11 protein-coding genes are annotated in these 18,593 nt (G+C 46.9%); all 11 read left to right on the top strand.

Translation table 11 applies throughout. The features are described 5' to 3' along the window. Positions 1-32 precede the first annotated feature (32 nt). The 11 genes from DW640_RS14085 (at position 33) to DW640_RS14035 (ending at position 18,506) form a co-directional block, all read left to right on the top strand. Positions 33-1,658 carry a RagB/SusD family nutrient uptake outer membrane protein gene (locus tag DW640_RS14085; RefSeq protein ID WP_008767302.1) on the top strand — a complete coding sequence of 542 codons (1,626 nt, stop codon included), beginning with the start codon at positions 33-35 and terminating at the stop codon, positions 1,656-1,658. A 35-nt stretch (positions 1,659-1,693) separates the two neighbouring features. Further along, a complete protein-coding gene (locus tag DW640_RS14080; protein WP_016269077.1) occupies positions 1,694-3,256 on the top strand; it encodes a glycoside hydrolase in 1,563 nt (520 codons plus the stop codon). A gap of 25 nt (positions 3,257-3,281) precedes the next feature. Beyond that, complete coding sequence (locus DW640_RS14075) at positions 3,282-4,460, top strand: hypothetical protein (protein WP_016269078.1); 1,179 nt, start codon at positions 3,282-3,284, stop codon at positions 4,458-4,460. A gap of 189 nt (positions 4,461-4,649) precedes the next feature. Continuing rightward, on the top strand, positions 4,650-5,840 hold the full coding sequence (locus DW640_RS14070) for a glycoside hydrolase family 130 protein (RefSeq protein ID WP_016269079.1): 1,191 nt from the start codon (positions 4,650-4,652) through the stop codon (positions 5,838-5,840). Between the two features lie 250 nt (positions 5,841-6,090). Continuing rightward, a complete protein-coding gene (locus DW640_RS14065; protein WP_008761755.1) occupies positions 6,091-7,968 on the top strand; it encodes a sodium:solute symporter family protein in 1,878 nt (625 codons plus the stop codon). A gap of 129 nt (positions 7,969-8,097) precedes the next feature. Further along, positions 8,098-10,584: a PQQ-binding-like beta-propeller repeat protein gene (locus tag DW640_RS14060; protein WP_117578533.1), complete on the top strand. Its 2,487-nt coding sequence runs from the start codon at positions 8,098-8,100 to the stop codon at positions 10,582-10,584. Between the two features lie 92 nt (positions 10,585-10,676). After that, a complete protein-coding gene (locus DW640_RS14055; RefSeq protein ID WP_008761753.1) occupies positions 10,677-11,813 on the top strand; it encodes a GNAT family N-acetyltransferase in 1,137 nt (378 codons plus the stop codon). Between the two features lie 5 nt (positions 11,814-11,818). Continuing rightward, positions 11,819-13,696: a DNA topoisomerase IV subunit B gene (locus DW640_RS14050; RefSeq protein ID WP_008761752.1), complete on the top strand. Its 1,878-nt coding sequence runs from the start codon at positions 11,819-11,821 to the stop codon at positions 13,694-13,696. Beyond that, the gene (gene coaD / locus DW640_RS14045; protein WP_008761751.1) at positions 13,693-14,148 is read left to right on the top strand and encodes a pantetheine-phosphate adenylyltransferase; all 456 of its coding nucleotides are present in this window, start codon (positions 13,693-13,695) and stop codon (positions 14,146-14,148) included. The genes DW640_RS14050 and coaD overlap by 4 nt, the downstream gene beginning before the upstream one ends. A gap of 111 nt (positions 14,149-14,259) precedes the next feature. Then, positions 14,260-15,843, top strand: a complete 1,584-nt coding sequence (locus tag DW640_RS14040; protein ID WP_178845312.1) for a S41 family peptidase — start codon at positions 14,260-14,262, stop codon at positions 15,841-15,843. A gap of 80 nt (positions 15,844-15,923) precedes the next feature. Further along, a complete protein-coding gene (locus DW640_RS14035; protein ID WP_117578529.1) occupies positions 15,924-18,506 on the top strand; it encodes an outer membrane beta-barrel family protein in 2,583 nt (860 codons plus the stop codon). Positions 18,507-18,593 lie beyond the last annotated feature (87 nt).

The following is an 18,593-nucleotide window of genomic DNA, read 5'->3' as shown; positions in this document are numbered from 1 at the left end:
AATTAATATTAAACATTAAACAGTTTATGAACATGAAAAGAAATTGGTTATCATATATGTGCATGGCAGCTCTTTTTTCCGGAGCGCTGACATCGTGCAACGAATCCAGCTTTTTGAATCTGTCGGACCCCAATTACTTCACGGAAAGCAACTTCTGGAAAGATAAAGCAGATGCAGAAAGTGCTTTGGCAGCCGCCTATTCTCCGATAAAAGGAGCCATGTACGGATACTTCGGCGCATTTGACGGCTGGCTAAACTTAAACGGTCGTGGTGACGATATCTACACAATCAAAGGAGAAGAAGTTCCGATGTGGAATATTGCAAACTTCCTGAACTCGCCCTCTACCGGAAATGATCCTTACGGAGCGCTTTATTCAGGCATCCAGCGTGCCAACATCGTACTGCGGTATATTGATCAGATACCTGCATCAGGTATTACTGAAGAAGACCGCTCGATGATCAAAGGCGAAGCACTCTTTCTGCGTGGCTATCAATACTTCCTGTTAGTCAACAATTACAAAGAAGTGCCTTTGAGACTGATTCCATCCAACGAAGATGAAACCAATAAAGCCGCTGCTACAGAAGCTGCATTATGGGCACAAGTAGAAGAAGATCTGGATAACGCCATCAAATGCAACCTGCCAGTAGAACGCTCTACTGCCAAAGAACGCATAACTAAAGGTGCAGCTATTGCAATGCTGGGCAAAGTATATGCCACCCAACACAAATATCCGGAAGCCAAACAGCTATTAGGTACATTACTGAAAGCTCCTTATTCTTACGAATTGATGGACAACTTCGAAAAGAATTTCACAAATGAAGAAGAGTTCAATAAAGAATCCGTATTTGAACTGGCATACAGTCCGGACGGAGACTACTCCTGGAGCAATGAAAGCGGTATCTGTTTAGGTTGCTACATTCCTCAGTTTATCGGCCCGGTAAAATCCGGCGGATGGGCTAAATTAATGCCGAACTCCCTGATCGTAGGAGAGTTTACAAAAGAAACACGTCCGAGTGATGCAGATACCAAGTTTGACAAACGTATGTATGCCAGCCTCTTTTTTGATGCTGCCAACTATGGAGATAAAGTTCCTAACGAGAAATGGTATGGAAATAATTACTCCATGGATGATCTTTGGGAAGGCAATGAAGGAAAAATGGCAGGCGGAGCACCAAGTTTCAACGTCAATGGAACAGCAGGTAAATTCCTGATAAAGAAAAATACCGCATATTATGTGGATGACAAGGCACCGGACAACATGGGCAACAAAGAAGGAAGGTCCAGCAATTTGCGCGTAATGCGCTTTGCCGAGGTACTGTTGCTTTATGCTGAAGCATGCGCCAAAACCAATGATCCGGATGGTGCCAACTATGCTTTAAAGCAAATCCGCCAAAGAGCAGGACTTACGGAAAAGACTTTTGCACAAGCTGAATTAATGAATGAAATAGAACACCAATGCTTATTGGAGTTCTTTGCGGAAGGACATCGTTTTGACGATTTGAAACGTTGGTATTCGCCCAGCGAAATTCAGTTGATCTTCAAGGCGAATGGAAAACAAGGTGCGGAAAACTTCCAGGAAAAACACCTTTATTATCCTATACCGACAAGTGAACTAAACAATAATACTGCCATGGAACAAACCAGTTTATGGAAATAAAAAACCTAGCAAGATTAACTTAATAAAGAAACAACATGAAAAAGATATATTCATTATTATTCGTATCCCTCTTTCTATTCATTGGATACTCTTGTGACGATGGAAGTCTGAGTCACAGTGACGTCTACATTCCGGACCCGGTAGAAGAAACAGACGAGGATGACGGATTCTCAGCCGAACCCACCACAGAAGCTGTCATCAAAGTACAGTTCGGAGAAGGGCACGAACATCAGATAATCGATGGCTTCGGATGTGCCTTTGCAGAGTGGTCACATCGTATATGGAACAACATGATGCGCGAAGATGTAGTCAATGATCTTTTCGGAGAAAATGGCTTGAAGCTGAATATTTTCAGAGGTGAGGTATTTCCACACTATCAGAACCCTACCACAAACGTCATTGACTTCGGAATGAACCGTACCTTCAATCTTGCAGCCAACGATCCCTCTATGATCAATGATTACTGGAGAGACTTTAACGGTTCCGGATGTGGCGAACAAGTACAATTAGGTCAAATGTGGCTGGTAGATATCCTGCAGAAAAAATATAAAGATGTGAAATTTATATTCTCTACCTGGAGTCCTCCCGGAACTATGAAATCTAACGGAAAGCCCTCAGGCGGTAGTCTGGCATCCGGTTCGGAAGACGCATATGCTAACTATCTGATTGACTTCATCAAAGCATACACTGAAAAGTTCGGCATTGAGATATATGCAATATCACCATCTAATGAGCCTAACAGCAGTGGAACGGGATGGAACGGTTGTAGCTGGAGTTATACCAATCTGGCTAACTTCTGCCAGAAGAATCTTCGCCCAGCTTTAGATAAAGCAGGTTATCAAGACATGAAGATTATCTTTGGAGAGCACTCGTGGTGGAAAGCAGGAGTCACTTTTCTTGAAAATGGCTTGAAAGCCTGTCCCGATCTGGTTAACTCCAACATTATTGCAGCAGCTCACGGATACACATTAATTGGCAACACTGAGTTTGTACAATCACCACTCTGCGCTGAAAATAATATTCATTTATGGAATACGGAAACCAGTTCTACAGACACATACGATCCATCCTGGAAAAACGCGATGCAATGGGCTACTACTTTCCATAATTATCTGGCAGTTTCCAACCTGAACGCATTTATCTGGTGGGCAGGTGCACGTCCTTGTACGAATAATGAAGCGTTGATCAGACTGGAAGAAGCACTTCCCGGAACCAATTATGAAAGAGCGTCCCGCTACTACAGTTACGGACAATTTACTAAGTTTATCCCGGAAGGAAGCCGACGTGTGGATATCAAGACTGTTGCTCCCGAAGGTGACGAAGAAGCATTCCCGAAAGAACTGTTGATGACAGCTTACATCAAGGACGACAATTATACGATCGTACTGGTAAACAATTCTACAAGCAAGGCCTTCGAAACCAAACTGGAAATTGAAGGAAAAGAGTTTCAGACCATGATCTCGTATACATCAGATGAAGGAGTTAAGTGGCAACGCAAAAAAGTAAATCCATCTCTCAGCGGATTGCGCTCCATTACAGTCCCTAAGTTTAGTGTAGTAACCATCACTGGTAAAATGAAAGATATTGAAGCTGAATAAATAGTCTAAATAAACAATGAATATCATGAAAAGAAATCTATTATATTTAGCAGGATTCCTGCTTGCAGCCGCTACTGTTTTCTCCGGCTGTAATGACGATGATCCATCCTATCACGACTTAGTGCCGAATACGCAGGAGTTGATCATTAATCTGGATGAGACCCCGGAAGGAATCATTCAAATAGTTCAAGGCAACGGCAATTATAAAATTACAAGTTCCAATGAAGATGTAGCAACCGCCATTGCCGAAGGTAACAAAATTAAAGTAACAGCTCTGAAGGCCGGTAGTACCGACTTATCTATTACCGACTGGGCTAAAATGAGTACCAATGTCAAAGTCATCGTCGATCAGTTAAGTGAACTGGTTTTGTCCAATTCGGCTACAACAATGTATCCGGGTGAAAACAAGACAGTCAATGTTTATACAGGAAACAGAGGCTACAAAGTAACAGTTGACAAAGAATCTGTCGTGAAAGCTACAGTAGATGAAGAAGGACATATACAGATAGAATCTCTGGCACCAGGCAATGCAACAGTTACAGTGACCGACAGACTGAACAAGAGTGCAGAATTTTCAGTAAAAGTAATAAAGAAACTTGTAGTTGACAATAGTGAAGAAATTGCTTATTTGACAGTCGGTGAACCTTTGACAATCAAGATTCTGGACGGTAACGGAGGCTATACCTGCACAAATAATGGTTCTGCCACTTATCTGAAATGCACGATAGCGGAAAATGGAACAGATGTTATCATCGAAGGTCTTAAAAGATATCGTTTCAACAAGACGGTAACAATCAAAGACCAGGAAGGAGAGTCAATCAGCATCAATATAGTCTATATCGACGACCTATATCTGGAGAATCCATCATATCGTTACTTAATAGCAGGTTCATCTTCTTATCAGTCTGTCTCTACCTCGGCAGTGGGTTCCATTACTCATTCGGAAGAGTTCAATATGTCCGAAATTGTTATAAAAGGAACAGGAACTTATGCCAGCGGTTTTGCAGTTCAGTTTACAGGTGATTTGACGAAAGGCAACAAAGGTGATGCGGTACTGTATAAAGTAACAAGAAATGCAGTGGACAAAAAAGTGAAATATCCGATAGAAGATTGCCGGATCGATAAAGTGGAAGATGGTTGGTACTGGGTCAGCTTCTTAGAACCCAATTGCACCATCCGCTCTTATATGATTACCAAACAATAGTTTATAGACTTGACACATGTATTTTTTGAAAGTACCCCCATACTTTCAAAATGACAAAAGTACAAAGAGACTGTCCCTACAACACCGTATATCTCAGGTATGTCTGGCTTGTAAACAGTCTCTTTTGTCCTGTCAAGTAATACAAAAAGGATCGCAAGCCGATGCTTTACTCTAATTTTATGAATTGATATGAATAGATATGATAACAGACTACATATTCTCACTAAAGAATATGATGAGCTCATCTCACGTGAAAATGAAAAGATACTGCCCGGCAATGGTGTTTTTGAACGATACAAATACCCCATTCTGACAGCAGACCACCCCCCGCTGGAGTGGAGATACGACTTCAATCCGGAAACAAATCCCTATCTGATGGAACGTTTCGGCATTAACGCCGTATTCAATGCAGGCGCTATCAAATTCAACGGGAAATATCTTATTATGGCACGAGTAGAAGGGCATGACCGCAAATCATTCTTTGCCATCGCAGAAAGTCCCAATGGTATCGACAACTTCCGCTTCTGGGAATATCCGGTACAACTGCCGGACCTATATCCGGAAGAAACGAACGTCTACGATATGCGTCTGACAAAACACGAGGACGGATGGATATACGGTATCTTCTGCTCGGAAAGCAAAGATCCGGACGCACCCGCAGGAGACCTCACATCGGCCATTGCAGCAGCAGGAATCATACGCAGCAGGGACCTTAAAAACTGGGAACGCCTGCCCAACCTCGTCTCCCAAAGCCAGCAACGGAATGTGGTACTGCACCCCGAATTCGTAGACGGCAAATATGCATTGTACACCCGTCCGCAGGACGGATTCATCGATGCAGGCAGCGGAGGCGGTATTTCATGGGCATTGATAGACGATATCACTCATGCAGTGGTCAAGAAGGAAATCGTTATAGAACAGCGCCATTATCACACGATCAAAGAAGTGAAAAACGGTGAAGGGCCTCATCCCATCAAGACTCCCGAAGGATGGCTACATCTGGCACACGGAGTCCGTGCCTGTGCAGCCGGGCTCAGATATGTCCTATATCTGTATATGACGTCTTTAGATGACCCCAGTAAAGTGATAGCCCAGCCGGGAGGTTACTTCATGGCACCCGTGGGAGAAGAAAGAACCGGAGATGTATCCAACGTGTTATTCTCCAACGGATGGATCGCAGATGAAGACGGAACGGTATACATCTACTATGCTTCCTCCGACACACGGATGCACGTAGCGACTTCTACGATCGAACGGCTAATCGATTACTGCCGGCATACACCGGAAGACAGACTCCGTTCCACGACTTCCGTGAAAAGCATATACGATATCATAGAAGCCAATAAGCTCGTGATGTCGGAAAATGCCGTTATATTATAGTTCCGGAAGCAGTATTATCATCTGTCTTTCAAGATGTTCCATTCTGCATGATGGATATTAACAACTGAGTTGCAGGGTATTAACATCTGACACGTCAAGTCTTAACACCTGACGTGTCAGCTATTAAAGCCTGAGAAGTCAGATAAATAGTATCAGTATGAGTTAAAATAATATTTGTTTCTTCCCCACATTCGACCTACTTTTGTACCTGATAGATTATTAATGTACAAAACCTAATCAAAATAGCAACATGAAATTACACACATCCGATCTTCTGATCATCTGCGCCTACCTCATTGCCATGATTGTCATCGGACTCATACTGAAAAAACGGGCCGCACAAAATATGGACTCCTATTTCCTGGGAGGCAAATCACTGCCCTTCTATATGCTTGGCCTGTCCAATGCATCCGGGATGTTCGACATCACTGGTACGATGCTAATGGTTTACTGGGCATTTGCCTACGGATTCAAAAGTCTCTGGATTCCCTGGCTGTGGCCGGTATTCAATCAGATATTCCTCATGGTTTATCTGTCGGTGTGGTTGCGGCGTTCCAATGTGCTCACCGGAGCCGAATGGATCAAAACCCGCTTCGGTAAAGGCAAGGGAGCGACACTCTCTCATACCATCGTTGTCGTATTTGCGTTATTAAGCGTACTCGGATTTCTAAGTTACGGATTCATAGGAATAGGCAAATTCATGGAAATCTTTATTCCCTGGGAAGTCATCTCACCCTACATTCCTTTCACTGTTTCACCGGAGTATGTTCCGCATGTATACGGTATCTTCTTCACAGCTATCGCTACCTTCTACGTCATGTTGGGAGGAATGCTGAGCATCGTATGGACGGATGTCGTACAGTTCCTTATCATGACGGTGGCAGGCATCGTTATCGTAGTGATCGGTATGCAGATGGTGGCGCCGGATATGATACACTCCTTTGTACCTGCCGGATGGGATTCCCCTTTCTTCGGATGGACGCTCGATATTGACTGGAGCAGCCGGATGAGTTTGCTGACCGAACGAATGGCGAACGAACCTTACAGTCTGATAGGCATCTTTGTCATGATGGCGTTGCTCAAAGGCATCTTCATGAGTATGGCAGGGCCTGCGCCCAACTATGATATGCAGAAAATTCTGTCCTGCAAGTCTCCCAAAGAAGCAGCGATGATGAGCGGTTCCGTATCCGTCGTGCTATTGATTCCCCGTTATCTGATGATTATGGGATTTGCATTACTTGCCATCTATTTCTTCAAGGAAGACGGCGGACTGACACAGATGGAAGTGACCCGCACAGACTTTGAGACGATTCTTCCCCATCTGATCACACGATATGTTCCGGCAGGACTTGCAGGATTATTATTGGCAGGTCTACTGGCAGCTTTCATGTCGACCTTTGCCTCTACCGTCAATGCAGCCCCCGCATATATCGTAAATGATATTTATCTGAAATACATCAATCCGAAAGCAAGCGTGAAAACTCAGATACGCAGCAGTTATGTCATCTCTGTGGCAGTAGTGGTGGTGAGCACTGTCATCGGATTCTTCCTGAAAGATATCAATGAAATCTTCCAGTGGATTGTAGGTGCACTGTTCGGAGGATACATCGCAGCCAACGTACTGAAATGGCATTGGTGGCGTTTCAACGGTGAAGGTTACTTTTGGGGAATGACTGCCGGAGTAGTGGCAGCTATTGTGATGAAATTTACCGTTCCGGATGCATGGGTACTTTATTTCTTCCCCGTACTGTTCGGCGTCTCTCTGATCGGATGTATCATCGGGACTTACAGCGCTCCGGCTACAGATGAAGAGACTCTGATCAACTTCTATGTCAATGTACGCCCGTGGGGATGGTGGAAACCGATTCAGGAGAAAGCAATCGCCCGCTACCCGCATATTCAGGCGAATAAAAACTTCAAAAGAGATGCCTTCAATGTGGCGATAGGAATCATCTGGCAATGTACGCTTACCATCATCCCAATGTACCTCGTTGTCCGCGAACAGTTAGGACTCTGGAGTTCTATCGCCTTGCTTCTGATTACCACGCTGATATTAAGAAAGACCTGGTACAAGCCTTTGTGTAAGGAGGAAGCGAGATACAACGAAGAGATGAAACAAATACGATAAGTATCAGCATAATTAATTTATATCATAAATTTAGGCACGGATGACACGGATTTCACGGATTTAAAAGATCGGTCAATTAAAAACCACGTTAACCCGTGTCATCGTGCCTAATAAAACAGAGAACCGACTATGAAAAGACTATCCGTAATACTCTTGTCATTTTTACTATATCTTCCGCTGTGCGCACAATTTAAAGGAACCGTCTATGTCGACACCAATCAATCGGGCACATTCGACAAAGGAGACAAACCGCTGGCAGGAGTGATGGTAACAGACGGAATGAACGTAGTAAAAACAGATAAAAAAGGCCGGTTCTCACTATCGGGATTCAAGAAAACCCGATTTATCAGCATTACTACACCTGCCGGATTCGAGACACAACAATTCTACCTCCCTGTCAAGGAGGACAGAAAAAGCTATGATTTTATAGTGACCGAAAGCGAACGGACCAAGACCAGAGAACACTCCTTTATCCATATCACCGACACGGAAGTGACCGGAGGAGTGGGGCGTTGGGTCACCGACTTACAACAATACATAAAGAACGAACAACCGGCTTTTCTGATTCATACCGGAGACATCTGCTACGAACCGGGACTCACAGTGCACAATCAAATTGTGAATGCACAAACAATGGACTGCCCTGTCTATTACTGCATAGGCAACCACGACCTGGTGAAAGGCAACTACGGCGAAGAACTTTATGAATCGATTTATGGCCCGACATGGTATTCGTTCGATGTCGGCAACGTGCATTATGTCGTTACTCCCATCGACCGCGGAGACAACCCGACCGATTACACGCAAAGGGATGTATACAACTGGCTGAAGAATGACCTCGCCCTGATGAAGAAAGATCAGGCGCTTGTTCTTTTTAACCACGACCTGTTTACTCCCGACGATAACTTCGTATTCAAGGCAGACGAAAAGGATATCCTCGACCTCCGTACGTTCAACACGAAAGCACAAATCTACGGACATATGCACTACAACTACGTCCGCAATCAGAAAGGCATTTATACCATCTGCACCGGCACACTGGACAAAGGAGGCATCGATCACTCCCCTTCTTCATTCAGAGACATAAAGATAGATGCCAACGATCACCTCACCTCACAACTGCGTTATACTTTCATCGAACCGCAAATCGCTATTGTTTCTCCGATGAAGAATCAAGCAGCCCCCATACATCCGGAAACCGGCTATCAGCTTCCGGTCTCGGTCAACACCTATAACTCACAGGCAAAAACATCGTCTGTTTCTTATCTGCTGAGCAATCCGGAAGACAACCGGGAAATAGCCAAAGGTAACCTGTCGCCCCTCACCGACTGGAACTGGAGCGGAAATATTCAAATACCTGCTAACGAAAACGGAAAGAAACTGAACCTGACAGTGACTTCATCCTTCAACGACGGAAAGGAAGCGACTGCCACCAGCCAGTTCCTTTATCAGAAAGATTTCAAATCGACTGCTATCACAGGGAAGGACTGGAATACCCTACTTCAGAACGCAAGTCACTCCGGCGGAATAAATGATTCCCAAATCAAACTCCCCCTGCAACTACAATGGACAGCGAACACAGGAAGTAACATCTTCATGACCTCCCCCCTCATCGTCGGACAAAAAGTATTCATTGCCACTACCGATGATAACACGTCGCTCAACACCTATATTTGTGCATTCGACTTCCATTCCGGCAAACAGCTATGGAAGTTCCGCACGGAAAACTCGGTAAAGAATACGATTGCCTGCGAAAATGAAATCGTTGTAGCCCAGGATGCCTCCTGCAATCTGTACGCCCTCGACGCAGCATCCGGAAAACCACTGTGGCAACAATACATCAACTTAAAGAACTATCCCTATCTGAGCGAAGGACTGACAGTTGACAAAGGAATCGTTTATGCCGGAATCGGCGCCGGACTTTCAGCCTACGACCTGAAAACAGGAAAAGTGATATGGACCAACACGGACTGGAAACAACGGGAAGGCTCGACCACCACGTTAACCATCGCCGGAGACGTACTAATCAGTGGCACCCAATGGGGAGGACTGTATGGCAACGACATCCGCACTGGCAAACAACTCTGGAAACTCTCGGACAACGGACTCGGCAACCGAGGTGCCTCTCCGGTCTACAGAGACGGAAAATTATGGATCATCTCCTCCAAAAGCTTTTTCCTAATAGAACCTCAAACCGGTAAAGTACTCCAGCAAAAGGAACTGTCCGCCAATCTGGACGTGACATCTACCCCGCTTGTCACCGAACATGAGATTATCTTCGGCAGCGCAGACCGTGGAATCTTCGCTCTCGACAAACCGACTCTTTTCATCAAATGGAGAGCCGAGACTTTACCTTCTCTTGTATACACTGCTCCTTATTCTTCTACGCCACAGGCAGCAGTAGAAACAAGCCCTGTATCTTCACAAGGAATGGTCTATATCGGAGCTTCCGACGGATATTTATACGCCATCGACCAGTCAACAGGGATTATCAAAGACAAGTTGTACTTCGGAGCACCTGTTTTCTCCACAGTAGCCGTATCGGGAAACAGGATGATTGTTTGCGACTTTGCGGGTAATGTTTATTGCCTGTCGTCAAAAGCGGCAGAAGAATAAAGTACATCCCGCCTCACGCAGTTTTCTCCACCCGCAGCGTTGTAATTTAAAGATTATCACGTATCTTTGCCCCTCAATCATAAATACGAGATATGGCTATTACAATCAAGAAAGTCTCTACAAAGAGAGAACTTAAGAAGTTTATTCGCTTTAATTACAGAATGTATAAGGGCAATCCATATTCCGTGCCCGACCTTTACGACGATATGCTCAACACATTCAACAAAAAGAAGAATGCGGCATTCGAGTTCTGTGAAGCAGATTACTTCCTGGCATACCGGGACGACAAAATCGTAGGTCGTGTGGCCGCTATCATCAATAACCGTGCCAACGAAAAGTGGGAATGCAAGAACGTCCGTTTCGGATGGATAGATTTCATTGATGACCCCGAAGTATCATCCGCACTCATCAAGACCGTCGAAGACTGGGGAAAAGAGCGCGGCATGACTCACATCACAGGCCCTCTGGGATTCACCGATTTCGATGCGGAAGGAATGCTGATCGAAGGATTCGACCAGCTCAGCACAATGGCTACTATCTACAACCACCCGTATTACCCCGTACACATGGAGAGACTCGGTTTCGAGAAAGACGCCGACTGGGTGGAATACAAAATCTACATCCCCGATGCCATCCCCGACAAGCACAAGCGTATCTCCGAACTGATTCAACGAAAATACAACCTGAAGATAAAGAAATACACCTCCGGAAGAAAAATAGCCAAAGACTACGGACAGGAAATCTTCGAACTGATGAACGAAGCATACAGCCCGCTCTACGGCTACTCCCCGCTGACGCAACGGCAAATCAACCAGTACGTAAAGATGTATCTCCCGATTCTCGACTTACGGATGGTTACCCTCATTACCGACGCCGACGACAAGCTGGTATGCGTAGGCATCTCCATGCCGTCTCTTGCCGAGGCCCTGCAAAAGTCACACGGCCGTCTGCTCCCTCTAGGATGGTTCTATCTGCTGAAAGCACTGTTCATGAAACGCCGTGCCAAAATGCTTGACCTGCTGCTTGTAGCAGTCAAACCGGAGTACCAGAATAAAGGTGTTAACGCTTTGTTATTTTCCGATTTAATTCCGGTTTATCAAAAATTAGGTTTTATCTTTGCGGAAAGCAACCCCGAACTGGAACTGAACGGAAAAGTCCAGGCACAATGGGATTACTTTGAGACTAAGCAACATAAGCGCCGCCGTGCGTTCACCAAAGAGATTAAATAACAGCTATGGAAGAGAACGAATTGATATCTGTAGACAACAACAATGCAGTAGAGTACACTGACGACAACATCCGCCACCTGAGCGACATGGAACATGTGCGCACACGCCCCGGTATGTACATCGGTAGGCTGGGCGATGGCGCGCACGCCGAAGACGGAATCTATGTCCTCCTCAAAGAAGTCATTGACAACAGTATCGACGAGTTCAAAATGCAAGCCGGTAAGAAAATCGAAATTACCGTTGAAGAGAACCTCCGCGTCAGCGTACGCGACTACGGACGAGGCATCCCGCAGGGAAAGCTGGTAGAAGCCGTAAGCGTACTGAACACGGGTGGTAAATACGACAGCAAGGCATTTAAGAAAAGCGTCGGACTGAACGGTGTCGGTGTGAAAGCCGTCAACGCATTGAGCTCTCGTTTTGAAGTACGCAGTTACCGTGACGGTAAAGTGCGTATCGCCACATTCTCCAAAGGAAACCTGCAGACCGACGTGACGCAGGACACCGAAGAGGACAACGGAACCTTTATCTTCTTCGAACCGGACAATACGCTGTTCGTCAACTACTGCTTCAAGCCCGAATTTATCGAGACCATGTTGCGTAACTATACGTACCTCAACACGGGACTCGCCATCATTTACAACGGTCACCGCATCCTGTCGCGCAACGGTCTGGTAGACCTGCTGAACGACAACATGACGGCAACCGGCCTCTATCCCATCGTCCACCTGAAAGGAGAAGACATCGAAATCGCCTTCACTCACACCGGACAGTACGGAGAAGAGTATTACTCCTTCGTCAACGGTCAGCACACCACACAGGGGGGTACCCATCAGAGTGCTTTCAAAGAACATATCGCCCGTACCATCAAAGAGTTCTTCAACAAGAACATGGACTATACCGACATCCGTAACGGACTGGTTGCCGCCATCGCCGTCAATGTGGAAGAGCCGATCTTCGAAAGCCAGACCAAAACGAAACTGGGATCTACCAACATGACTCCCGGCGGCGTGACAGTCAACAAATACGTAGGCGACTTCATCAAACTGGAAGTGGACAACTTCCTGCACAAAAACGCGGACGTAGCGGAAGTAATGCAGCAAAAAATACAGGAATCGGAAAAGGAACGGAAAGCCATCGCAGGCGTCACGAAGCTGGCACGCGAACGTGCCAAGAAGGCCAACCTGCACAACCGCAAGTTGCGCGACTGCCGCATCCACCTCAACGACCCGAAAGGGAAAGGAATGGAAGAAGACTCCTGCATCTTCATCACCGAGGGAGACTCGGCGAGCGGTTCCATCACCAAAAGCCGTGACGTAAACACTCAGGCAGTATTCAGCCTTCGCGGTAAACCGCTGAACTCGTTCGGACTGACGAAAAAGGTAGTCTACGAAAACGAAGAATTCAACCTGCTGCAAGCTGCGTTAAATATAGAAGACGGCATAGAAGGACTCCGTTACAACAAAGTGATCGTTGCCACCGATGCCGATGTGGACGGTATGCACATCCGCCTGCTGCTCATCACGTTCTTCCTGCAATTCTTCCCCGACCTCATCAAGAAAGGTCACGTATATATTCTGCAAACGCCGTTATTCCGCGTACGCAACAAGAAGAAAACGGTGTACTGCTACAGCGAGGACGAACGGGTGAACGCCATCAACGAACTAAGCCCCAACCCGGAAATCACCCGATTCAAGGGACTGGGAGAAATATCACCGGACGAATTCAAGCACTTTATCGGCAAGGATATGCGCCTGGAACAAGTGACATTGCGTAAGACAGATGCCGTAAAAGAACTGCTGGAGTTCTACATGGGCAAGAATACAATGGAACGACAGAACTTTATTATAGACAATCTGGTTATAGAAGAAGACTTGGCATCATGAGAAAAGCAATATTTCCGGGTACATTCGACCCCTTCACCATCGGTCATTATTCGGTAGTGGAACGTGCACTCACCTTTATGGACGAGATAATCATCGGGATCGGTATCAACGAAAACAAGAATACCTATTTCCCCATCGAGAAAAGAGAAGAAATGATCCGGAATCTCTACAAGGACAATCCCCGCATCAAAGTGATGTCTTACGACTGTCTGACGATAGACTTTGCCCAACAGGTAGAAGCACAATTCATCGTTCGCGGCATCCGCACGGTCAAGGATTTCGAGTACGAGGAAACGATTGCCGACATTAACCGCAAACTGGCGGGCATCGAAACCATCCTGCTCTTCACAGAACCGGAACTGACCTGCGTCAGCTCAACGATTGTACGCGAGCTGCTGACTTACAACAAAGATATCAGCCAGTTTATCCCCGAAGGAATGGAAATAAATTGAAAGTCGGTAGTATCTCTATTGAGGCTGACTTTAAAGTCAGCCTCAGGGGAATGAAGATAGTTTGGATAACGCAAAGGTAACTTGCGAAACTTGAAATAATAATTAATGATGATGAAGAAGATTAAAGTATACGCCCTCCTGGTTTGTCTGTTGGCAGCGTCTACTGCACAGGCCCAAAGTTTCGGCTCTGCCGCCATGCGCAAACTCCAAATGGCGGAATTCGCGATTTCCAACTTCTACGTAGACAAAGTAGATGAAGACAAACTGGTAGAAGAAGCTATCATCAAGATGCTGGCACAGCTCGACCCGCACTCCACTTACTCGGATGCTGAAGAAGTGAAGAAGATGAACGAACCGCTTCAAGGCAACTTCGAAGGCATCGGCGTACAGTTCCAGATGATCGAGGACACCCTACTCGTCGTACAACCCGTCAGCAACGGCCCCTCCGAGAAAGTGGGCATCCTTGCCGGCGACCGCATCATTGCCGTCAACGACTCCGCCATCGCAGGAGTAAAAATGAGCACGGAAGATATCATGAAGCGCCTGCGTGGCCCGAAAGGTTCGAAAGTCAACCTGACCATCGTCCGCCGTGGAGTACAAGACCCGCTCGTGTTCACCGTGAAAAGAGATAAGATACCTATCCTGAGTCTCGACGCTTCCTACATGATTCAGCCAAAGATCGGATACATCCGCATCAACCGCTTTGGCGCAACCACCGCCGAAGAATTTAAGAAAGCAATGAAAGACCTGCAAAAGCAAGGCATGAAAGACCTCATCCTCGACCTGCAAGGCAACGGCGGAGGATATCTGAACGCCGCCATCGACCTTGCCAACGAATTCCTCGGACAGAAGGAACTGATTGTTTACACCGAAGGCCGGACCGCACAGCGCAGCGAGTTCTTCGCCAAAGGAAACGGAGAGTTCCGTGACGGCCGCCTCATCGTACTGGTAGACGAATACACCGCTTCCGCCAGCGAAATCGTGAGCGGCGCAGTGCAGGACTGGGACAGAGGTATCATCGTAGGCCGACGTTCTTTCGGCAAAGGACTGGTGCAACGTCCTATCGACCTGCCGGACGGCTCCATGATCCGACTGACCATTGCACGGTACTACACCCCTGCCGGTCGTTGCATCCAAAAGCCTTATGACAGCTCGACCGATTACAATAAAGACCTGATAGACCGCTTCAACCACGGAGAACTGATGAATGCCGACAGCATCCACTTCCCCGACTCATTGAAAGTGCAGACCAAGAAACTGAAACGTACCGTCTACGGCGGAGGTGGCATCATGCCGGACTACTTCGTTCCGATTGATACGACACTCTACACGGACTATCACCGGAAACTGGTCGGCAAAGGAGTCATCATCAAATTCACAATGAAATTCATCGAAGATCACCGCAAGGAACTGGCCGATAAATATAAGAAGTTCGACAGCTTCAACGAAAAGTTTGTTATCGACGACGATATGCTCGCCACCCTCCGCGAAATGGGCGAGAAAGAAGGGGTGAAATTTAACGAAGAGCAGTATCAGAAGGCACTTCCGCTGATCAAGACACAGCTCAAAGCACTGATAGCCCGTGACCTCTGGGATATGAACGAATATTTCCGCGTCATGAATACAACGAACGAAAGCGTGCAGAAAGCATTGGAAATCCTCCGTTCGGGAGAGTATCAGAAGAAGTTGAAATAAACATCGAAAAATAAAACGGATCAACCGTACCCGATCAGACACCTTGATTGTAGTATAAGTAAAATCATTAAAACAGAAGTATGATACGACAGTTTGGTTTTACTTGGACAGCAATCAGCTGGTTACTGATGGGATACGGTTTATTTTTTGCCCTTTCCCCTTTGCAGGCGCAGACCGCCATCAAGAAATTCTCACTAGAGCTAAAGAACGAAAGCCTGCCCGAAGCACTGAAGCAGTTGGAAAAGGCAGGAGGAAAAAACATCCTCTTCACCTACAACGGAACAGAAAGTTATCGGGTGACCGTCAGCATCCGCGAAAAGACGGAACGCGAAGCCATCGACCTTGTACTGGCCGGCAAACCCTTCCTTTGCATCGAACGGGAAGAGTATTTCGTCGTGCAGCGGAAGAAGTCGGACAAAGCCATCGCCATAGAAGGCAAAGTATATGACGAAAAAGGAGTCCCCCTGCCCTTTGTCAACATTCTCGCCCTTGCCGCCGATTCCAGTTTCCTTGCCGGAAGCGTGACCGAAGAAGACGGCTCCTTCCATCTGCCCCCGGTAGCGGGAGAAGACTGTCTGCTGAAAGCGACCTACATAGGATATCGCCCGCAAATCATCCCCTGCCGGCAACAAAACACCATCCGCCTGCAACCCGACACAGAGCTACTGAAAGAAGTAGTCATCACCGCCTCCCGCCCGCTGATAGAACGCAAAGACGGAACACTGACAGCCAACATAGCCGGAACGCCCCTTTCACTGATGGGATCGGCCAAAGAAATGATCTCCCACCTCCCTTTTGTCACCGGCTCGGACGGAGAATTTACCGTACTGGGCAGAGGAACTCCTGAAATCTATATCAACGGCCGCAAGGTTAGAGACAAGACCGAACTGGACCGTCTGCAAGCCAATGAAATACTATCGGCAGAAATCATCACCACACCGGGCGTACAATATGGCTCTTCGGTAGGCGCTGTCATCCGTCTGCGCACCATCCGCAAACGCGGACAGGGAATAAGCGGCAGTTTCTACACCGACTACTCGCAAGGACGCGAACCGATCGGCAACGAAGGCATATCCCTGAACTACCGTACCGGCGGACTGGATATTTTCGTAAAAGGCGACTTTGCGGAAATCAACAATTACAGAACGGGCACCTCCAGCCAGGACATTTATGCTTCATCCAACTGGAACCAATCGACAGAAGACAAAAGCAAACAAACCTATCGCACCTTCAACGGCGAACTGGGATTCAACTACGAAATAGACGAAGACCAATCATTCGGCATGCGCTACATGCCCGGCACGAACATAGGCAATGCACATACTACCAATGAAGGGACAACCCTCATCCTACAAGACGGCAAAGAAGTAGACCACCTGCACGCTCTCCGCCAAACAGATGCCCACACCGGCTGGTGGCAGGCAGCCAACGGATACTACAACGGCACTTTCGGCAAATGGAACATCGACTTCAACGCCGACTACCTGTACGGCCGGGACCGCATCCGTCAATATGCCGAAAACAACGGAATCGAAGACGCCACTTCGAGCAACCGCGTACGCAACCACCTCTATGCCGCCAAACTGCTGCTCACCGCCCCACTCTGGAAAGGCAAACTCAGTTTCGGCACAGAAGAGACATTCACCAACCGCCACGATGTATTTCTCCAAAGCGGCTTCTCCGCCGATGCCGACGACCGCATCAAACAAACGATGCTCTCCGGATTCATCGACTACATCCTGTCGCTGGGAAAATTCAACATCCTGGCCGGACTGCGCTATGAATTTCAACAAACAGATTACTACGAGAAAGGGATTCACCAAGACGACCAAAGCCCCACCTATCGCGACTGGATACCGGTAGTCAGCATCAGATACACTTCCGGCAACTGGTTCTTCGCCCTTTCTCACCGTACGCTGAAATACAGTCCCAGCTATGATATGCTCACCAGCGCCATCACCTATCAGAACAAATACTCCTACCGGAGCGGAGATCCGTTTCTCGTCCCCCAGATACATCGTGCGACTTTCTTTGATGCCGGATGGAAATGGGTCAACTTCAGCCTCAGCTACGACCATTGCTGGAATATGTACACCAGCTACACCCGCCCGTATGACGACATCAATCACCCCGGTGTATTGCTGTTCAGCATGGCAAGCATTCCGCATACCAACCGATACGGAGGCAGCATCGTCCTTTCGCCAAAGATCGGCATCTGGCAACCTCAGTTCACCACCGGTATTGACTGGTTCAACTCTCACGCAACCTCCATAGGCATCACCCAAAACTGGAATGAACCACGATTCTATTTCATTTTTGACAATAGTTTCAGCTTCCCTAAAGGTTGGTTCTTCAACATCAAAGGAGTACTTTCGCCCGGTGCCAAACAAAGTTACGCCATCTGGAAAACCGAAGGAAGAGTAGATGCCCAACTGACCAAATCGTTCCTGAAAGACCAGGCGCTGAAAGTATCGCTAACCGCGAAAGACCTCTTTCACACCGCCCACAGATACTTCACCATCTATGGCGACCGTACCTTCAGTTCCAGTCGTGAATATACCGATCAGCAGCGCTTCGGTATCCGGCTGAGCTATCAGTTCAACGCCACAAAGAGCAAATATAAAGGAACCGGAGCCGGAGCAAGCGAAAAGTCACGTTTGTAATTCCCGGTTTCACAAAGATGACCAACAAGTCGGTTCCATCACAAGAGAGGCTGACTAAAAAGTCAATAGTATTCCCAATCTCCTCCT

Source organism: Bacteroides sp. AM23-12, from assembly GCF_003434395.1.
In the GTDB taxonomy this organism is placed as follows: domain Bacteria; phylum Bacteroidota; class Bacteroidia; order Bacteroidales; family Bacteroidaceae; genus Bacteroides; species Bacteroides thetaiotaomicron.
The sequence above is the reverse complement of the archived record's forward strand: the minus strand, read 5'-3'. Positions and strand labels throughout refer to the sequence as shown.

Coding starts and splice junctions, on each gene's coding strand:
- DW640_RS14085 (WP_008767302.1), top strand. CDS start 33: ATGAAAAGAAATTGGTTATCATATATGTGCATGGCAGCTCTTTTTTCC.
- DW640_RS14080 (WP_016269077.1), top strand. CDS start 1,694: ATGAAAAAGATATATTCATTATTATTCGTATCCCTCTTTCTATTCATT.
- DW640_RS14075 (WP_016269078.1), top strand. CDS start 3,282: ATGAAAAGAAATCTATTATATTTAGCAGGATTCCTGCTTGCAGCCGCT.
- DW640_RS14070 (WP_016269079.1), top strand. CDS start 4,650: ATGAATAGATATGATAACAGACTACATATTCTCACTAAAGAATATGAT.
- DW640_RS14065 (WP_008761755.1), top strand. CDS start 6,091: ATGAAATTACACACATCCGATCTTCTGATCATCTGCGCCTACCTCATT.
- DW640_RS14060 (WP_117578533.1), top strand. CDS start 8,098: ATGAAAAGACTATCCGTAATACTCTTGTCATTTTTACTATATCTTCCG.
- DW640_RS14055 (WP_008761753.1), top strand. CDS start 10,677: ATGGCTATTACAATCAAGAAAGTCTCTACAAAGAGAGAACTTAAGAAG.
- DW640_RS14050 (WP_008761752.1), top strand. CDS start 11,819: ATGGAAGAGAACGAATTGATATCTGTAGACAACAACAATGCAGTAGAG.
- coaD (WP_008761751.1), top strand. CDS start 13,693: ATGAGAAAAGCAATATTTCCGGGTACATTCGACCCCTTCACCATCGGT.
- DW640_RS14040 (WP_178845312.1), top strand. CDS start 14,260: ATGAAGAAGATTAAAGTATACGCCCTCCTGGTTTGTCTGTTGGCAGCG.
- DW640_RS14035 (WP_117578529.1), top strand. CDS start 15,924: ATGATACGACAGTTTGGTTTTACTTGGACAGCAATCAGCTGGTTACTG.